At 63.3% G+C, this 17,542-nt stretch carries 13 protein-coding genes; 3 read left to right on the forward strand and 10 right to left on the reverse strand.

Annotated elements, in window-relative coordinates; genetic code table 11:
- Positions 1 to 72 precede the first annotated feature (72 nt).
- Positions 73 to 1,002 (forward strand): LysR family transcriptional regulator, encoded by a 930-nt coding sequence (locus BC363_RS01075; protein WP_065786801.1) that lies wholly within the window; start codon positions 73 to 75, stop codon positions 1,000 to 1,002.
- A gap of 150 nt (positions 1,003 to 1,152) precedes the next feature.
- Positions 1,153 to 1,563, forward strand: coding sequence for a VOC family protein (locus tag BC363_RS01080; RefSeq protein ID WP_065786800.1), 411 nt, complete (start codon positions 1,153 to 1,155; stop codon positions 1,561 to 1,563).
- 61 nt (positions 1,564 to 1,624) lie between these two features.
- On the opposite strand, the gene ligA is transcribed toward BC363_RS01080, so the two are convergent.
- The 9 genes from ligA to aqpZ form a co-directional block, all read right to left on the reverse strand.
- Positions 1,625 to 3,778, reverse strand: a complete 2,154-nt coding sequence (gene ligA / locus BC363_RS01085) for an NAD-dependent DNA ligase LigA (RefSeq protein ID WP_065786799.1) — start codon at positions 3,776 to 3,778, stop codon at positions 1,625 to 1,627.
- A gap of 131 nt (positions 3,779 to 3,909) precedes the next feature.
- A complete protein-coding gene (gene recN, locus BC363_RS01090; RefSeq protein WP_065786798.1) occupies positions 3,910 to 5,583 on the reverse strand; it encodes a DNA repair protein RecN in 1,674 nt (557 codons plus the stop codon).
- A gap of 20 nt (positions 5,584 to 5,603) precedes the next feature.
- Positions 5,604 to 6,470 carry an outer membrane protein assembly factor BamD gene (locus BC363_RS01095; RefSeq protein WP_065786797.1) on the reverse strand — a complete coding sequence of 289 codons (867 nt, stop codon included), beginning with the start codon at positions 6,468 to 6,470 and terminating at the stop codon, positions 5,604 to 5,606.
- 172 nt (positions 6,471 to 6,642) lie between these two features.
- On the reverse strand, positions 6,643 to 7,596 hold the full coding sequence (lpxC, locus tag BC363_RS01100; protein ID WP_065786796.1) for a UDP-3-O-acyl-N-acetylglucosamine deacetylase: 954 nt from the start codon (positions 7,594 to 7,596) through the stop codon (positions 6,643 to 6,645).
- A gap of 337 nt (positions 7,597 to 7,933) precedes the next feature.
- A complete protein-coding gene (ftsZ, locus tag BC363_RS01105; protein WP_065786795.1) occupies positions 7,934 to 9,706 on the reverse strand; it encodes a cell division protein FtsZ in 1,773 nt (590 codons plus the stop codon).
- 106 nt (positions 9,707 to 9,812) lie between these two features.
- Positions 9,813 to 11,144: a cell division protein FtsA gene (gene ftsA, locus BC363_RS01110; RefSeq protein WP_065786794.1), complete on the reverse strand. Its 1,332-nt coding sequence runs from the start codon at positions 11,142 to 11,144 to the stop codon at positions 9,813 to 9,815.
- Positions 11,141 to 12,082: a cell division protein FtsQ gene (gene ftsQ, locus BC363_RS01115; protein WP_280137964.1), complete on the reverse strand. Its 942-nt coding sequence runs from the start codon at positions 12,080 to 12,082 to the stop codon at positions 11,141 to 11,143. Before ftsQ ends, ftsA begins: the two co-directional genes overlap by 4 nt.
- Positions 12,079 to 13,005: a D-alanine--D-alanine ligase gene (locus BC363_RS01120; RefSeq protein ID WP_065786792.1), complete on the reverse strand. Its 927-nt coding sequence runs from the start codon at positions 13,003 to 13,005 to the stop codon at positions 12,079 to 12,081. Before BC363_RS01120 ends, ftsQ begins: the two co-directional genes overlap by 4 nt.
- A 374-nt stretch (positions 13,006 to 13,379) precedes the next feature.
- On the reverse strand, positions 13,380 to 14,105 hold the full coding sequence (aqpZ, locus tag BC363_RS01125; RefSeq protein WP_065786791.1) for an aquaporin Z: 726 nt from the start codon (positions 14,103 to 14,105) through the stop codon (positions 13,380 to 13,382).
- 323 nt (positions 14,106 to 14,428) lie between these two features.
- Here aqpZ and BC363_RS01130 point away from each other — a divergent pair, with 323 nt between their 5' ends.
- Complete coding sequence (locus BC363_RS01130) at positions 14,429 to 15,739, forward strand: MFS transporter (RefSeq protein ID WP_065786790.1); 1,311 nt, start codon at positions 14,429 to 14,431, stop codon at positions 15,737 to 15,739.
- Positions 15,740 to 16,567: 828 nt separating this feature from the next.
- On the opposite strand, the gene murB is transcribed toward BC363_RS01130, so the two are convergent.
- Complete coding sequence (murB, locus tag BC363_RS01135) at positions 16,568 to 17,542, reverse strand: UDP-N-acetylmuramate dehydrogenase (RefSeq protein WP_065786789.1); 975 nt, start codon at positions 17,540 to 17,542, stop codon at positions 16,568 to 16,570.

Consider the following 17,542-nt stretch of genomic DNA (forward strand, 5'->3'; position numbering starts at 1 on the left):
TGCCATTTCATTCCGCTAACATAAGTCAGCAATTACTTTCATCATCTTCAACGATTGCTTGAATATTTAATCATGGAAACACTGGCCAATCTCGAATCCTTCGTCCGCAGCGCCGAACTCGGCGGCTTCTCCGGTGCGGCGCGCAAGCTGGCGCTGACGCCGGCGGCTGTCAGCCGCAACGTGGCGATGCTGGAACGGAACCTTGGCGTGCGACTGTTTCATCGATCGACCCGCAAGCTGACGCTGACGGAGCAAGGCGAACGTTTCCTCGCGGCCATCCGCGACAATCTCGAGGGGCTGCAAAGCGCGATCGCAGGCATAGCGGGCGAAAGTGGCGCGCCGGCTGGTTTGCTCAAGGTCAGCCTCAGCCCCACCTTCGGCGTCGACCATATCCTACCGCTGATGCCGGCTTTTCTTGAGAAATACCCGTCGATCCGCATCGACTGGCAGTTCGACAACCGGCAGGTGGATCTGGTCGCCGAAGGCTTCGACGCGGCGATCGGCGGCGGCTTCGAACTTTCGCCGGGCATCGTCTCGCGACCGATCGCGCCGGCGCACATCATTGCCGTCGCCTCACCCGCCTTCCTCAAGAACCGCCCCCTGCCCGTCGACCCTTCAGGGCTCGCCGACCTTGATGGCATCGTCATGCGCGCCACCCGTACCGGCCGCATCCGCCACTGGACGATGCGCAACGCCGCCGGCGACGAGATGAGCGCTGCGCCGCGCGAAACCATCGTGCTCAGCGATCCCGCCGCCATGTGCCGCGCGGCCCTGCTCGGCCTCGGAGTTACCCTGGTGGCCGTTCCCGATGTGCTCGCCCATCTCGACAGCGGCGCCCTCGTGCGCCTAGCGCCGAAATGGTACGCCGACGCCGGCCCGATCTCGATCTATTATGGCAGCCGGACACTGTTACCGGCAAAGGCCCGCGTCTTCGTCGACTTCGTTGCCGAGCATTTCAAACGCCACCGCCTTGCCGAGCGATTTGCCGGCAGCCTCAGGTAAACATGGGTGGCTGAAAGCCTCCGATTGTGCTCCACATCAGCGGGGACACATCGCATTCCTCAAAAAAATGTCTGACCGGCTGTCGGCTGCGGGTCCCACCGAACGTCCTAGTTATGTCCAATCAAGAAAATCCCCTACGAGGAGCATTCCATGCGCATGATTTTTGTGAACCTGCCCGTCAAGGACCTGAAGGCATCGCGGACCTTTTTCGCCGCACTCGGCTTCACCTTCAACGAGCAGTTCTCCGACGACACGGCCGCCTGCACGGTGATCTCGGACAATATTTTCGTCATGCTTTTGACTGAACCGAAGTTCCGCGACTTCATCACCGGCGAGATCAGCGACGCCAGAAAGGGCACCGAGGTCATCACCGCCCTTTCCGCTTCAAGCCGCGCCGAATGCGACGACATGCTCGCCAAGGCACTCGCTGCCGGTGCCAAGCCCTGGAAGCCTGCGCTCGACTACGGCTTCATGTACGGCATCAGCTTCCAGGATCTGGACGGCCATGTCTGGGAGTTCATGTGGACGGACCAGGAAGCCGCCCAGCAGCAGGCTTCCTGATCTGAGGCAATGCCCCTTGGGTTGCGCCCGCCGCTAAAAGCGGCGGGCGTTTTCGGGGGCATCAGCCCCCGATCAGCGCCAGCCACTCGTCCTCGTCCATCGTCTGCACGCCGAGCTCGCGCGCCTTGTCGAGCTTGGAGCCCGCCCCCGGGCCGGCCACGACGATATCGGTCTTCTTCGACACAGAGCCTGCTACCTTGGCGCCGAGGCTTTCCGCCTTGGCCTTGGCCTCGTCGCGCGTCATCCTTTCGAGCGAACCGGTGAAGACGACCGTCTTGCCGGCGACCGGGCTGTCGCTCGTAACCGGTTTCTCCGCCCCTTCGGGCGTGACTTCGGCAAGCAGCCGCGTGACGACTTCCAGGTTGCGCGGCTCCTTGTAGAATTCGACGATGGCGCGGGCGACCACTTCGCCGATGCCGTCGATGCTGTTGAGTTCGTTCCAGGCATCACCGGCCAAGGTGCCGGCTTCGCTCATGGCCGCGCCGAAGACTTCGTAGGTGCCGTAGGAGCGCGCCAGCAGCTTGGCCGTGGTCTCGCCGACATGGCGGATGCCGAGCGCATAGATGAAGCGATGGAGCGCGATCGAACGGCGTGTGTTGATTGCGTCATAGAGTTTGCGCACGCTGACGCGACCGAAGCCGTCGATGTTTTCGAGCTTCGTCAGCGACGTCTCCTGCCGCTTCTCCAGCGTGAAGATATCGGCCGCCGTGCGGATCGTGAGCGTCGGATCCTCGCTCTCGAAGAAGAACTCGATCTGCTTGGAGCCGAGGCCTTCGATGTCATAGGCATTGCGCGAGACGAAATGCTTGAGGTGCTCGACCGCCTGCGCCCGGCAGACGAAGCCGCCGGTGCAACGGCGCACCGCATCGACCTTGCCGGATTTCTCGTTGATGTCGCGCACCGCATGGCTGCCGCAGACCGGGCATGTCGTCGGAAAACGATAAGCCTCGCTCCCCTCCCTGCGCTCGTCCATCACCACGTCGACGATCTGCGGGATGACGTCGCCGGCCCGCTGGACGATGACCATGTCGCCGATGCGGATGTCGCGGCCCTCGCGGATCGGCTCACCGCTGTTGCCGAGCCCCCTGATGTAATCCTCGTTGTGCAGCGTGGCGTTGGTGACGACGACGCCGCCGACGGTGATCGGCTCCAGCCTTGCGACCGGCGTCAGCGCGCCGGTGCGCCCCACCTGGATGTCGATGGCGGTCAGCCGCGTAAACGCCTGCTCGGCCGGAAATTTGTGCGCCGTCGCCCAGCGGGGCGAGCGCGAGCGGAAGCCGAGCCGCGCCTGCAGGTCGAGCCGGTCGACCTTGTAGACCACACCGTCGATATCGTAATCGAGATCAGGCCGTTCGCGCTCGATGTGGTGGTAGTGCGCCAGCAGTTCGTCGGCGGACGAAATCCGCTGCATCAGCGGGTTGACCGGGAAGCCCCAGGCTCTGAACGCTTCGACCATGCCGAATTGCGTATCGGCCGGCATTGCCGACATCTCGCCCCAGGCATAGGCGAAGAAGCGCAGCTTGCGGCTGGCCGTCACCTTGGCGTCGAGCTGGCGCAGCGAGCCGGAAGCGGTGTTGCGCGGGTTGACGTAGAGCGGCTTGCCGAGCGCCGCCATCTCGGCGTTGAGGGCGGCGAAGTCCGATTTGCCCATGTAGATTTCGCCCCGCACCTCGACGATGTCAGGCGCGCCGGCCGGCAGGGTCTGCGGGATCATGCCGATGGTGCGGATATTGGCGGTGACGTTTTCACCGGTCGTGCCATCACCGCGCGTTGCCGCCGTCACCAGTCGCCGGTTCTCGTAGCGCAGCGACATGGAGAGGCCGTCGATCTTCGGTTCGGCGGTAAAGGCGATGGAATTGTCCGGCAGCAGGCCGAGAAAGCGGTAGACGGAAGCGACGAAATCGCGGGCGTCCTCGTCGGAAAACGTGTTGTCGAGCGACAGCATCGGCCGGGCATGAACGACCGGCTGGAAGGTGACGGATGGTGCCGCGCCGACCTTCTTCGACGGGCTGTCCTCGCGGATGAGCGCCGGGAACCGTGCCTCGATCGCGTCGTTGCGCCGTTTCAGTGCATCATAGTCCGCATCCGTGATCTCCGGCGCGTCCTTACCGTGATAGAGCGCGTCATGGCGGGCAAGCTCGGCGGCGAGAAGGGCCAGCGCCTCGGCGGCTTCCGTTTCGTTCAGATTCTCGACGGGTTTCAGTTCACTGGACATGCGCGACGACTCCGGATTGGGAGTCGTTTTTTAGAGCAACTGCCGGGAAAGAAAAGAGCAACCGCCATTGCACGATCATCCGGCTGCGGCGACGCTTGGCTCGACGACAGCGCCGATGCCGTCAGACGGCCCTAACCGTTGCCGGAAAGCAACCGGGCGGCAGCCGCCCTCGCCTCTTCGGTGATCGAGGCACCGGCGAGCATGCGGGCGATTTCCTCGGTGCGGGCCCTGTCGTCCATGCGGGCGACGCGGGTCGAGATCATCTCGGCCTTTTCCGCCGACGGTCCCTTGGAGATCAAGAGATGCGTTGCCGCGCGCGCGGCCACCTGCGGCGCGTGGGTGACCGAAAGCACCTGCACGGTGCCGGAAAGCCGTTTCAGCCGCTGGCCGATAGCATCGGCCACCGCACCACCGACCCCGGTGTCGATTTCATCGAAGACGAGCGTCGGCGCCGAGCCGCGGTCGGCAAGCGCCACTTTCAGCGCCAGCAGGAAGCGTGAAAGTTCGCCGCCCGAAGCCACCTTCATGATCGGCCCCGGCCGGGTGCCCGGGTTGGTCTGGACATGGAATTCGACGAGATCGATGCCATCGGCGGTCGGCTGCGCCGCATCGCTCTGAACTTCGACCATGAAGCGGGCGCGCTCGAGCTTCAGCGCCGGAAGCTCGGCCATGACCGCAGCCGAGAGCGCCGATGCGGTGTTCTGGCGCTTTTCGGACAAGGTGCGCGCGGCAGCATCGAAGGCCACCCGTGCGGCGCCCACCTGTGCGTCGAGCTGCTTCAGCTTCTCTTCGCCGGCATCGAGGTCGGCCAGATCAGAAATCATCCGGACGGCCAGCGCCGGAAGCTCGGCGACCGGCACGGAATATTTGCGGCTGGCGCCACGAAGCGCAAACAGCCGTTCCTCCACCCGCTCCAGCTCCTTCGGGTCGAATTCGGTGTTGCGCAGCGCCCGCTCGACGGCCATCTGCGCGTCGGAAAGCTGGTTCAGCGCCCCGTCCAGAAGCTCGACGGTCTCTTCCAGCAGCCCCGGCGCCTCGTGGCTCTTGCGCTCCAGCCGGCGCACCAGCGAGGCGATCAGCGGAACCGGCGATCCATTGCCGTTCAAGAATTCGGAGGCTTCGTTGATGTCGCCGGCGATGCGCTCGGACTTCATCATCCGGGCGCGCTTTTCGGCAAGCTCGTCCTCTTCGCCATCGCGCGGGCTGAGCTTTTCCAGCTCCTCGACCGAGGAGCGCAGATAGTCCGCCTCGCGGGCGGCGGCCTCGACACGTTCGCGGTGCTTTTTCAGTCCGCGTTCGGCATCCTTCCAGGCACGATAGAGACTGGAGACGCGCTCGGCCTCGTCGGTGGTGCCGCCGAAGGCATCGAGCAGCGTGCGGTGGGCGTCGATATCGACCAGCGCGCGATCGTCGTGCTGGCCGTGGATTTCGACCAGCGTCTGCCCGAGCTGGCGCATCAGCTGGACGCTGACCGGCTGGTCGTTGACGAATGCCTTGGTGCGGCCATCGGCCGATTGCACCCGACGGAAAATCAGATCGCCGTCATCGTCGATGCCGTTGTCGCGCAGCATCAGCCGGGCCGAGTGCCCCATCGGCACGTCGAAAACCGCCGTCACTTGCCCCTTGTCCGAGCCGTTGCGCACGAGTGAGCCGTCGCCGCGCCCACCAAGGGCCAGCGACAGGCTGTCGAGCAGAATGGATTTTCCCGCGCCGGTCTCGCCGGTCAACACGGACAGTCCGGCCTCGAACGCCAGATCAAGCCGTTCAATCAGGACGATATCGCGGATCGAGATCTGGGCGAGCATCCGGGGTCAAATCTTCCGTGTCAGGCGCCGATCAGCTTCTTGCCTGCGCGCGCAATCCAGGAACTGCCGCTCTCACGCGGTTCGAGGCCGCCCGACTGCAACAGCTTGAACGAATCATTATACCACTGGCTGTCCGGATAGTTGTGTCCGAGAACGGCGGCAGCGGTCTGCGCTTCGGAGGTCACGCCCATTGCATAATAGGCTTCGACCAGACGCGCCAGCGCTTCTTCGACCTGGTTGGTATTGGGATACTGCTCGACGACGGTGCGGAAGCGCGACACGGCGGCAAGGTATTCCTTGCGCTCGAGATAATAGCGGCCGACCTGCATTTCCTTGCCGGCGAGCTGGTCGCGGGCAAAGCGGATCTTCGCCTGGGCATCCTCGACATATTGCGAGTCCGGATACTTGTCGACGACGGCCTGCATCGCCTCGATCGCCTTGAAGGCCGGCTTCTGGTCCTGCGTCACGGCCGGGATCTGCTTGGTATAGGCAAGACCCTGAATGTACTGCGCATAGGCCGCATCTTCCGACTGCGGATAGAGGTTCAGGTAGCGCCCGGTGGAGTTGATCGCCTCCTGGTACTGGCCGTTGCGATAGCTGACGAAGGCGTTCATCACCAGCGCCTTACGAGCGTATTCGGAGAACGGATGCTGCCGGTCGAGCGCTTCGAACTTGCGCGCCGCTTCCGTGGTCTTGCCGGCATTGAGGTTGGCGAGACCCTGGTTGTACAGCACCTCCGGCGGATCGGTCTCGGCCGTCAGCTTGGTGATATCGATATCGGGATCGTTCTGGCAGGCTGTAATCAGGGCGCTGCCGGCAACGGCCGCGACTACCACGGCGAACACACGCGCTGACTTTCTCAAATCAACAGAAACTGCAAGAACCATCGGATATTCCCGTTCCATTCTGCGGGCATGGACCCCGCCAGACATGCGCTTTTAGAGCAAGTTGCCTCAAGACCGCAACGTCATGATCGGTGATTCATGCAAATTTGTGGCGGCGCCGACATGAAAATGCCGGCCTTTCGGCCGGCGACTGGAGGAGATAGTCCTTTTGTTGTTATGCGGACCAGGGCGCGAAGCCCGGAACTGCAACCGCAACCATGTCGCGCGCACGGGTGCGCTGGCGTGGCGTGGCGGTTTCGACGACCTCGTAGGCGGTCGGATCGCTGAGCAGAGCCTTGAGCGCATTTGCGTTCATCTTGTGGCCGCCGCGATAGGAACGGTAGCAGCCGATGAACGGTGCGCCGGCGAGCGACAGGTCGCCAACGGCGTCGAGCGTCTTATGGCGCACGAATTCGTCGGTGTAGCGAAGACCCTCGACATTGACGACCGTATTGTCGTCGGAGATCACGACCGAGTTCTCCAGCGACGAGCCGAGCGCGTAACCGGCAGCCCAGAGGCGCTCGACATCGCGCATGAAGCCGAAGGTGCGGGCACGCGACAGTTCACGCTTGAACACCGAAGGCGTCATGTCGCCCTTCCAGACCTGGCGACCGATCAGCGGGCAATCGAAATCGATCTCGACCTCGAAGCGCATGCCGTCATAGGGCGTGAACTCCGACCAGGAGGCGCCCGATTCGATTCGCACCGGCTTGATCACGCGGATGTAACGACGCTTGACGGCAAGCGCGCGGACGCCAACCTGCTCGATCGCATCGATGAAGGGTTCGGAGCTGCCGTCCATGATCGGCATCTCGGCGCCGTGAACCTCGATGGTGAGGTTGTCCAGGCCGAGCGCGTAGATCGCGGCCATCACATGCTCGATCGTTGCGATCGAGGTGGCCGGCGACATGCCGAGGACAGTGCAGAGATCGGTGTTGCCGACCTGCGAGGAAACCGCCTTGAACTCGCTCACGCGGCCATTGGCGAGAACGCGCTGGAAAACGATGCCCGCATCGGCTTCGGCCGGATGAAAGGTGATCTCCACCTCGACGCCGGAATGAACGCCAATTCCCTTGAGCGTTACCGGGCTAGCGATCGTGGTCTGAAACCCGAGCAGTTCGATTCCCATTCTCGTCTTCACTTTCAATACCTATGGCCATAAGGCCCAAACATCAGGCGGATGCAGCGGTTTTCAGGGCACAACAAAGGCGCCCGAGAGTTTCGGCACAAAGGCCGGAACTCTGCGTTTCGAACAGACAGCGCGTGATCGAATCGCATGCATCCCCAATTCCGAGTCTGAAAATAGAGGTTCTGAGGCACCATTCCAAATCACTGTTCGTTTCGCTTTGTTACGCATTTGCGACGGTCGGATCGAACGAAGCAACCTATTGAAACAATGATTGAAATGCAAAAATGCCCGGGCGGTAGCCCGGGCATTCGGCAAGGTGAAGGAACGGGCCTTCAAATCAGTTCGATTGACGGCGCAGGAACGCCGGGATCTCGAGCTGATCATCTTCGTGCGAGCGCGCCTGCGGAGCGGCGCGACCGTGATCGTCAAGCTGGCCGCGACGCGGCGCATAGAGGCTGGCTTCCGGCGACAGCGGACGGCGCTGCTGGGAAGCGGCGGCCGGCGCACCGGCCGTCATGTCGGCGGCCACGCTGTGGCTTTCCCTGTCGCGCAGGCCGAGCGAGCTGGTGATGCGGTTGAGAAGGCCCATGGGCCCGCGCTCTTCCTGCATCTGCGGCGCCGGCTGGGCGCGCTGGTCCATCTCGGCCTTTACAACAGGCGGAAAGTCCTCGACCTTCGGCATGCGAACCGGCTCGGCCTGCTGGCGCACGACCGGAGCGATCGGCTCCTGGCGCTGGACCGGCTGCGGCTGGACCTGTGCGTGAACCGGCATTTCGACCGGACGCTGAACCGGAGCCGGCTGGCGCATGACCGGAGCGGCTTCTACGGGTGCTGCACCGGCAAAAAGCTTGCTCTGGGGACGAAAGTCCTCGTGAGCCGGCTGCACCGGCGCCGGAGCCTGGGTGGCTGCACGGGTCGCGATGTCGAGTTCGCGTTCCATTTCCGCTTCGCGGATCGCAAGCGCGATCTGGTCGACGGAATTCTGCTGCTGCTGCACCGGCTGGACGACCGGCTGCTGGACCGGAGCGGGCTGGTGGTGGGCAACCGCCGGCTGCTGTGCCGGAATGGCTGCGGACGGACGAACGATCGGCTTCTGTGCTGCTACCGAACGAAAGTCAGCCGAACGACCGGCCACCTCCGCGGCCGTGCGATCGATACCGGTGGCAACGACCGATACGCGAATCAGGCCTTCGAGTTCTTCGTCGAACGTGGCGCCGAGGATGATGTTGGCGTCCGGATCAACTTCTTCGCGGATGCGGGTCGCAGCTTCGTCGAGTTCGAACAGCGTCAGGTCGCGGCCGCCGGTGATCGAGATCAACAGGCCCTGTGCGCCCTTCATCGAGGTTTCGTCAAGCAGCGGGTTGGCGATCGCAGCTTCGGCGGCAGCCATTGCGCGGCCCTCGCCCGAGGCTTCGCCGGTGCCCATCATGGCGCGGCCCATTTCGCGCATCACCGAGCGGACGTCGGCGAAGTCGAGGTTGATGAGACCTTCCTTGACCATGAGGTCGGTGATGCAGGCAACGCCCGAGTAGAGAACCTGGTCGGCCATTGCGAACGCATCGGCAAACGTCGTGCGGTCATTGGCGATACGGAAGAGGTTCTGGTTCGGGATGACGATCAGCGTGTCGACCGACTTCTGCAGTTCGGCAATGCCCTGGTCGGCGAGCCGCATGCGGCGCTGACCTTCGAAATGGAACGGCTTGGTGACGACGCCGACGGTCAGGATGCCCTTGTTGCGGGCGGCCTGCGCGACGATCGGGGCCGCACCGGTGCCGGTGCCGCCGCCCATGCCGGCGGTGACGAAGCACATGTGGGTGCCGTGCAGGTGATCGATGATCTCGTCGATGCACTCTTCGGCTGCCGCGCGGCCGACTTCCGGCTGCGAGCCGGCGCCGAGGCCCTCGGTCACGGCAACACCCATCTGGATGATCCGTTCTGCCTTGGTCATGGTCAGCGCCTGCGCGTCCGTGTTGGCGACGACGAAGTCGACGCCTTCCAGGCCCGCGGTGATCATGTTGTTGACCGCATTGCCGCCGCCGCCGCCAACACCAAAGACGGTGATGCGGGGCTTCAGCTCCGTGATATCCGGCTTCTGCAAGTTGATAGTCATAGTACCCGTTCCTTCTGTTTTCTGGCCGCCTTGCCGAGCCGACCAAATCCTTGAAATTCCAACTTTGTCTTCACCGGGCGCCGTCCCTGTTCGGCGCCCGCTCTACTCAAAAACTCTCTTTCAGCCACTGCCCCATGCGGGCGATGCGGCCGTTGCCGTTGCCGAGCGACGAGAACATGCCGCCCTGGGCCGCATGCGTTTCGAGGTCGGCGACCTGCGGATAGATCATCAGACCGACGGCCGTGGAGAACGCCGGTCCCTTGGCAGCCGCCGGCAGCCCGGAAACGCCGAGCGGGCGGCCGATGCGGACGTTGCGCGCCAGGATGCGGCGTGCCGCCTCCGGCAGGCCGGTCAACTGGCTGGCGCCGCCCGTCAGCACGATGCGCTTGCCGACGATCGGGCTGAAGCCCGAGCGCTGGATGCGATCACGGATGAGCTCCAGCGTTTCCTCGATGCGGGCGCGCACGATCCGCGACACCAGCGCGCGCGGCACGTGGGTCGGCTGGTCGCGGTCGTCCTCGCCGATCGGCGGGACCGAGACGATGTCGCGTTCATCGGCGCTGTTGGGCAGGGCCGAGCCGTGCACGACCTTCAGCCGTTCGGCGTCTTCGATGCGGGTCGAAAGACCGCGCGCCAGATCCGTCGTCACATGGTGGCCGCCGAGGCTAACCGCGTCGGCATGAACCAGCTTGCCTTCGGCAAAAACCGAGATCGTCGTCGTGCCGCCACCCATGTCGATCGCGGCGCAGCCGAGTTCGACTTCGTCATCCACAAGAGCCGCCAGACCGCTGGCATAGGGCGTCGCGACGATGCCCTCGACCGAGAGATGCGCTCGGTTGACGCAAAGTTCGAGATTCTTCAGCGCCGCCCGCTCGGCGGTCAGCACGTGCATGTCGACGCCGAGAACGTCGCCGAACATGGCCAGCGGATCGCGGATGCCGCGCTCGCCGTCGAGCGAAAAGCCGGTCGGCAGCGAATGCAGGATGGCACGGTCGGAGCGCAGCGATTGCTGGCCGGCGGCCGACAGCACCTTCTTCAGGTCGCTGGCGTCGACTTCCTGGCCACCGAGATCGATGGTCGCGGTATAGACGTCGCTCTGCAGGCGGCCGGCGGAGATGTTGACGATGAGGCTGTCGATGGTGAGGCCGGCCATGCGCTCGGCCGCATCGACGGCGAGCCGCACGACGCTTTCGACGGCATCGAGATCGGCGACGACGCCGTTCTTCACGCCGCGGGATTTCTGATGGCCGATGCCGATGATCTCGACGCTATGCGTGCGGTTCGGCAGGATCTGACTTTCGGCGCGCGGCGTCAGCCGGCCGATCATGCACACGATCTTCGTCGAGCCGATATCCAGCACCGAGACGACATGAGACCGCTTCGAAGAAAGCGGCTTCAGGCGCGGCAGGCCAAAGCTGGAGGATCCGAACAAACTCATATCCGCCCCTCTTTCTTCTTCTCCGTCTCTTGCGCCTTCAGCATGTTGTCCCTCGCCTTCAAGGCAACTTCGCGCCGGGTGACCGCATCCGGCGTCAATTGAACTGTGGTTCGATCTTCCAGCCGCAGGTCGACGGCGGCGATGTCGCGCTCGAGCAGCTGGTGCTGGCTTTCCATCTCGAACAGAACCTGCATCGCGCGGGCGACATCGTGTTCCGGCAGCTTGACGACGATGCCGTTGTCGAGACGCAGGTCCCAGCGGCGGCCGGCAACGCGCACGAAGGCCTTCACCCGCGAGCGGATCTCCGGCCAGCGGGAAAACTCGTCGTAGAAATCAGCCGCAGCCGTCTCGGCGTCGCGGCCGACGAACAGCGGCAGGGCTGCAAACTTGTTGTCGCGCAGTGGCGCGATCGCGCTGCCGCTGCGCTCGATCAGCGACAGGTCGGAGCCATGCTGCCAGATGCCGAAGGCCTTGCGCTCGGTCAGCGTCACTTCGATCGTGCTGGGATAGACCTTGCGGACCGTGACGCCCTGCACCCAGGGCAGTTCGGCGATCAGCTTGCGCGCCTCGACGATGTCGAGCGCGACCAGCGACGTCGTGCCGTCCAGGCCAAGCTGCTGCAGGATATCGATCTCTGACGTCTGCTCGTTGCCGGAGACGCGCACGTCCTCGATGGCAAAGCCGGCCGCGGTGGTCGAAGCCTGCGCGACGTTCTGCGTGTGGCCGCCGAGCGACATGCCGTAAAAGCCGGTGGCGGCAAAGAAAGCGACTGCAGCGATCGTTCCGGTATGGGCGGGAAAGCGGATGCGCCCGGTGCCGAGGCTGACCAGGAAGCGAACGGCCTTGCGAAGCGGCCGCGGCAGAACACGTGCGCCATCGGCCTCGGCAGCAACTGCGCCCAGCGGGTCACGAACTCTCTTGGCCCTTTTGCTCCTCACCGCAAGCACGAAGCGTCCTCCACCATCCAAGTCAGAAACTCGCCAAAACCAAGGCCCGCATGCTGGGCCATTTCAGGCACAAGGGAGGTCGGGGTCATGCCGGGCTGGGTGTTGATTTCCAGCCAGATCAGTTCGCCTTCACCGGAAGTACGGTCGTCGAAGCGAAAGTCGGATCGGCTGACGCCACGGCAGCCGATTGCCTGATGCGCCTTCAATGCGAGTGTTTGTATTTTTTGGTAAATATTTGGTGAAACCTGTGCCGGAATGACGTGCTGCGAGCCACCTTTTACGTATTTGGAATCATAATCGTAGAAGGCGTGGCCCTGCGGGATGATCTCGGTGACGCCAAGCGCCCTGTCGCCCATGACGCCGCAGGTGAGCTCGCGGCCGGCGACATAACGCTCGACCATGATTCGGTCGCCGTAGCGCCACTCGCTCGAGGTGACGACCTGCGGCGGGTGCGACTGGTCCTCCTTGACGATGACGACGCCGAAGCTTGAGCCCTCACGGACGGGCTTGACGACGTAAGGCGGCGGCATCGGGTGCTTCGGGCCAAAGCCCTGGCGATCCATCACCAGCGCGTCGGCGACCGGGATACCGGCGGCGGCGGCAACGTATTTCGCCTGCGCCTTGTCCATGGCGAGCGCCGAAGCCAGAACGCCGGAATGGGTGTAGGGAATTTCCAGATATTCGAGAATGCCCTGGATCGTGCCATCTTCACCGAAGGGGCCATGCAGGGCATTGAAGGCGACATCCGGGCGCAACTCGGCAAGAACCGAAGCGACATCGCGCGCGACGTCTACACGCGTAACGCGGAAACCTTCCGCTTCCAGAGCATCGGCGCAAGCAGCCCCGGACGACAGGCTCACCGGTCGCTCCGAAGAAAATCCGCCCATAAGGACAGCTACATGCTTGCCGTTCATTCATACCCCCGAAAATACGCCACTATCGCAACGCTTGCTTGCGCCTGGCTGATTCCGGCATCGCGAGTCACCGGTGGCCATCGGGGGCACTAGAGCGGCATTATAGTTAATGAACCGTTTACTTTTGTTAACCTTAGTCGGGAAACGATCGACGGCTGCGCCCGAAAACGCTGCGAATACAACACTTTCTGGCGCAAAATCAGCGTGTTGTCAGCGCCTGTTTACGCAAAACAAAAGCTGCTAAAAAATGAAGGCCCCGCACCAGTTCGGTGCGGGACCTTAACGATTGACCGTCTTTCAGCTGACAGCGCCACGCGTCCAACGTGATGCGCCGAGGACGCTGAACAGCTCAAACTCGCTTCATAATTCTCCCGTTAAGCCGATTCCGCTTTAAGGGAATTATGCGCGAGCGATAAGTCGTCTTCGCCGACAATCTTCCAGACGATTCCGGCGATCGCCGCGCCGACGATCGGCGCCAGCCAGAAGAGCCAAAGCTGCGCCAGTGCCCAGTCTCCGACGAACAACGCCTGCCCCGTCGAACGGGCCGGATTGACCGACGTATTGGTGACCGGGATCGACACCAGATGGATCAGCGTCAGCGCCAGACCGATGGCGATCGGCGCAAAGCCGGATGGCACGCGGCCATGGGTGGCGCCAAGAATGATGAACAGGAAGAAGAAGGTCATCACCACCTCCATCACCAGCGCGGCGGTCAGCGAATAGCCGCCGGGCGAATGTTCGCCATAGCCATTGGCGGCAAAGCCACCGAGCTGGAAGTCCGCCTTGCCGCTGGCAATGATGTAAAGCACGGCTGCCGCGACGATCGCACCCAGCACCTGGGCGATGATGTAGCCGATGAGATTGGCGGCCGGGAACTTGCCCGCGACCGTCAGACCAACGGAGACGGCCGGGTTGAAATGCCCGCCGGAAATCCCGCCGACCGCATAGGCCATGGTCAGAACAGTCAGGCCGAAGGCGAAGGAGACACCGAGCAGGCCGATACCGACCGCCGGAAAAGCAGCCGCCAGCACGGCACTGCCGCAACCGCCGAAAACGAGCCAGAATGTACCGAGAAATTCCGCAGAAAGCTTCTTGAACATGCATTCGCTCCTGAAAAACGAAGCCGATCGCTTCAATTGCCCAGAGTTTGCCACATTTTGATTCCGGTCAACCCCGGTTGTGACAATGACTTCATCGCCCGTAAAACACGAAATCGGACACCGGCCCCTCACTGATCTGCCTATTTTGAAAGCGGCAGGAGCTGCAATCCGTCTCAGCCGTGCAGCTCTGGAAGAATGCTGCGCCACCCCTCGGATTCGTTCGCATTTCTTACGACTTCAGGGTTTCATCGTGCCGAAACTTGCGTTAAGACGCCTCGACCGCCTCCCAAGACGGCATGACATCCATATCAGGAACGACAACAATGACAGACGCGACAACCTCCCTGTCGCCGAAGGATAGCGCGTTGCAGACGCCGGCAGTGAACTCCCCTGCCCGGGTGCTGTTCGCCAGCCTCGTCGGCACGACCATCGAATTCTTCGACTTCTACGTTTACGCCACCGCAGCGGTGCTCGTATTCCCGCATCTCTTCTTCCCGACGGCCGATCCGACATCGGCCATGCTGCAGTCCTTCGCGACCTTCTCCATCGCCTTCTTCGCCCGCCCGTTCGGCGCCGTGATCTTCGGCCACTTCGGCGACAAGGTCGGCCGCAAGGCGACGCTGGTGGCAGCACTGATGACCATGGGCATTTCCACCGTCGTCATCGGCTTGCTTCCGACCTACGCGTCGATCGGCGTCGCAGCCCCCCTGCTGCTCGCCCTTTGCCGTTTCGGCCAGGGTCTCGGTCTCGGCGGCGAATGGGGCGGCGCAGTGCTGCTCGCCACCGAGAATGCGCCGGAAGGCAAGCGAACGTGGTACGCCATGTTCCCGCAGCTCGGCGCACCGATCGGCTTCATCCTGTCGGCCGGCACCTTCCTCATCCTTGGCGAAATGATGACCGACGAGGCCTTCCTCGCCTGGGGATGGCGGGTGCCCTTCATTGCCAGCATCCTGCTGGTCATCGTCGGTCTTTATGTGCGCCTGAAGATCACCGAGACGCCGGAATTCCAGAAGGCGATCGACAAGCACGAGCGCGTCCAGGTTCCGATCGCGCAGATCTTCCGTTTCCACAAGCGCAGCCTCGTGCTCGGCACCTTCGTGGCGCTCGCCACCTTCGTGCTGTTCTACCTGATGACGGTGTTCTCGCTGTCCTGGGGCACGGCCAAGCTCGGCTATTCGCGTGAGCAGTTCCTCGTGGTGCAGATGACCGGCGTCGTCTTCTTCGGCCTGATGATCCCGGTTTCGGGCATCCTGTCGGACCGCTACGGCCGCCGCCTGGTGCTGATCGTCACCACCATCGGCATCGGCGCCTTCGGCCTGGTCATGGCGCCGCTTTTGGCCGGCGGCCTCGGCGGCGCCTTCCTGTTCTCCATCCTCGGCCTCGGCCTGATGGGGCTCACCTATGGTCCGATTGGTGCTGCGCTCGCCGCCCCGTTCCCGACCTCCGTGCGCTACACCGGTGCGTCCATGACCTTCAACCTCGCCGGCATCTTCGGCGCGTCGCTAGCACCCTATATCGCCACCTGGCTTGCGACCAACTACAGCCTCGACCATGTCGGCTACTACCTGTTGGCGGCCGCTGCGATCACGCTTCTATGCCTCGTGCTCTCCTCGGAGGAAGAGGTCTCGGCCTGATCAGGGTCGGCCACGCTACTGCATAATTCCTTAAATCGGCTTCGATTTAAGGAGAAAATTATGCAGCAGATTTAAGGCGTTACAGCGTCCTTTACGCGTCATATTTGACGCGCGGCGCTGTAGCGCGTCAGACACCCGAAAAAGAAGGGCCGCAGCGGCAACGCTGCGGCCCTTTCCATTGACGACAGGGTTGTCCGCCTCCCCAGCTTCGACCTCTCCTCCCGCCGCTATGACGTGTCATGCCATCAGCCTCAACGTCTCCTCCCATCAAGCTCGACCTCTCCTCCCGTCAAGCTCGACCTCTCCTCCCGTCATCCTCGAACTTGACCCGAGGATCCAGCCTCCGTGCAAGAGGGACGACCTGGGGCCGTGGATGCTCGGGTCAAGCCCGAGCATGACGGAGAGAACGGGACTGTTCGGAACAGGGCTCGGCAAACAAGGTCAAAAGCCGCAGCGATGCCCCGGCCGCCCTTTGAATTCATTGGAGGGTCGTCCGCCCGCCCTTCCCGCCGACTTCCACGTCTCCCCCGTTGCCTCGACGCCTCACCCGGTCAGCCTCAACATCTGCGCCCATCGGCCTCGGCCTCTCCTCCCGTCATCCTCGGCCTCTCCTCCCGTCATCCTCGGCTTCTCCTCCCGTCATCCTCGGGCTTGACCCGAGGATCCAGCCTCCGTGCAAGAGGGACGACCTGGGGCCGTGGATACTCGGGTCAAGCCCGAGCATGACGACGCGCGAGGAACGGTTCGGAAGCGTGTTTGCCGGGCAAGCGAAAGGGGCCGCAGCGTTACCGCTGCGGCCCCTTTCTCACATACCTGGTTCGCTCTGGCTCAGGCGATGCCGCGGCCGAGGAATTCCTTGATCTCGTAGCCCGGCATGAAGGTGCCGATGCGCTTGATCTCCCAATCGAGCCGAACGCCTGAATGTTCAAGCACGCGGTTGCGCACGGTCTCGCCGAGATATTCCAGCTCGTAGCCGGTCGCCTGTCCGGTATTGATCATGAAGTTGCAGTGCAGCGGCGACATCTGCGCGCCGCCGATCATCATGCCGCGGCATCCCGCTTCGTCGATCAGCTTCCAGGCCGAATGGCCTTCCGGGTTCTTGAAGGTCGAGCCGCCGGTTTTTTCGCGAATCGGCTGCACGGTTTCCCGATGCTGGCGCACGGCGTCCATGTCGGTGCGGATCTTGTTCTTGTCCTCGGGATAACCTTCGAAGATGGCATGCGTGAAGATCAGGTCCTTGGGCGCCGAGGAGTGGCGATAGCCGTAGCCCATGTCAGCATTCGACAGCACATGCGTGTTGCCCTGACGATCGACCGCATGCACTTCGACGACGCGCTCGCGCGTCTCGGTGCCGTTGGCGCCGGCGTTCATGCGCAGGGCGCCGCCGATCGCGCCGGGAATGCCATAGTAGAAATAGAAGCCGCCGATGCCGTTATCGAGCGCCATCGCTGCAATGTTCTTGTCCGGGCAGATGGCGCCGGCCTTGATGCGGTTCTCGCCGACGAGTTCGAGATCGCCGAAGCCCTTGGCCGACAGCCGGATGACGACGCCCGGAATGCCGCCGTCACGAACCAGTAGGTTGGAGCCGACGCCCATGACCATGACCGGCACGTCAGCAGGAACCAGCTTCAGGAAGGTGACCAGATCGTCGGTATCGTGCGGCTGGAACATCAGCTCGGCAAGGCCGCCGGCGCGGAACCAGGTCACGCGATCCATCGGCGCGTCGGGCGTGATGCGGCCGCGAACGTCGCTTATTCCGCTTCCGAGTGCTTCGAGTAGTTTATGACCGTTGACCTGTTTCAT

The organism is Ensifer sp. LC384 (genome assembly GCF_001695865.1).
GTDB lineage: Bacteria > Pseudomonadota > Alphaproteobacteria > Rhizobiales > Rhizobiaceae > Ensifer.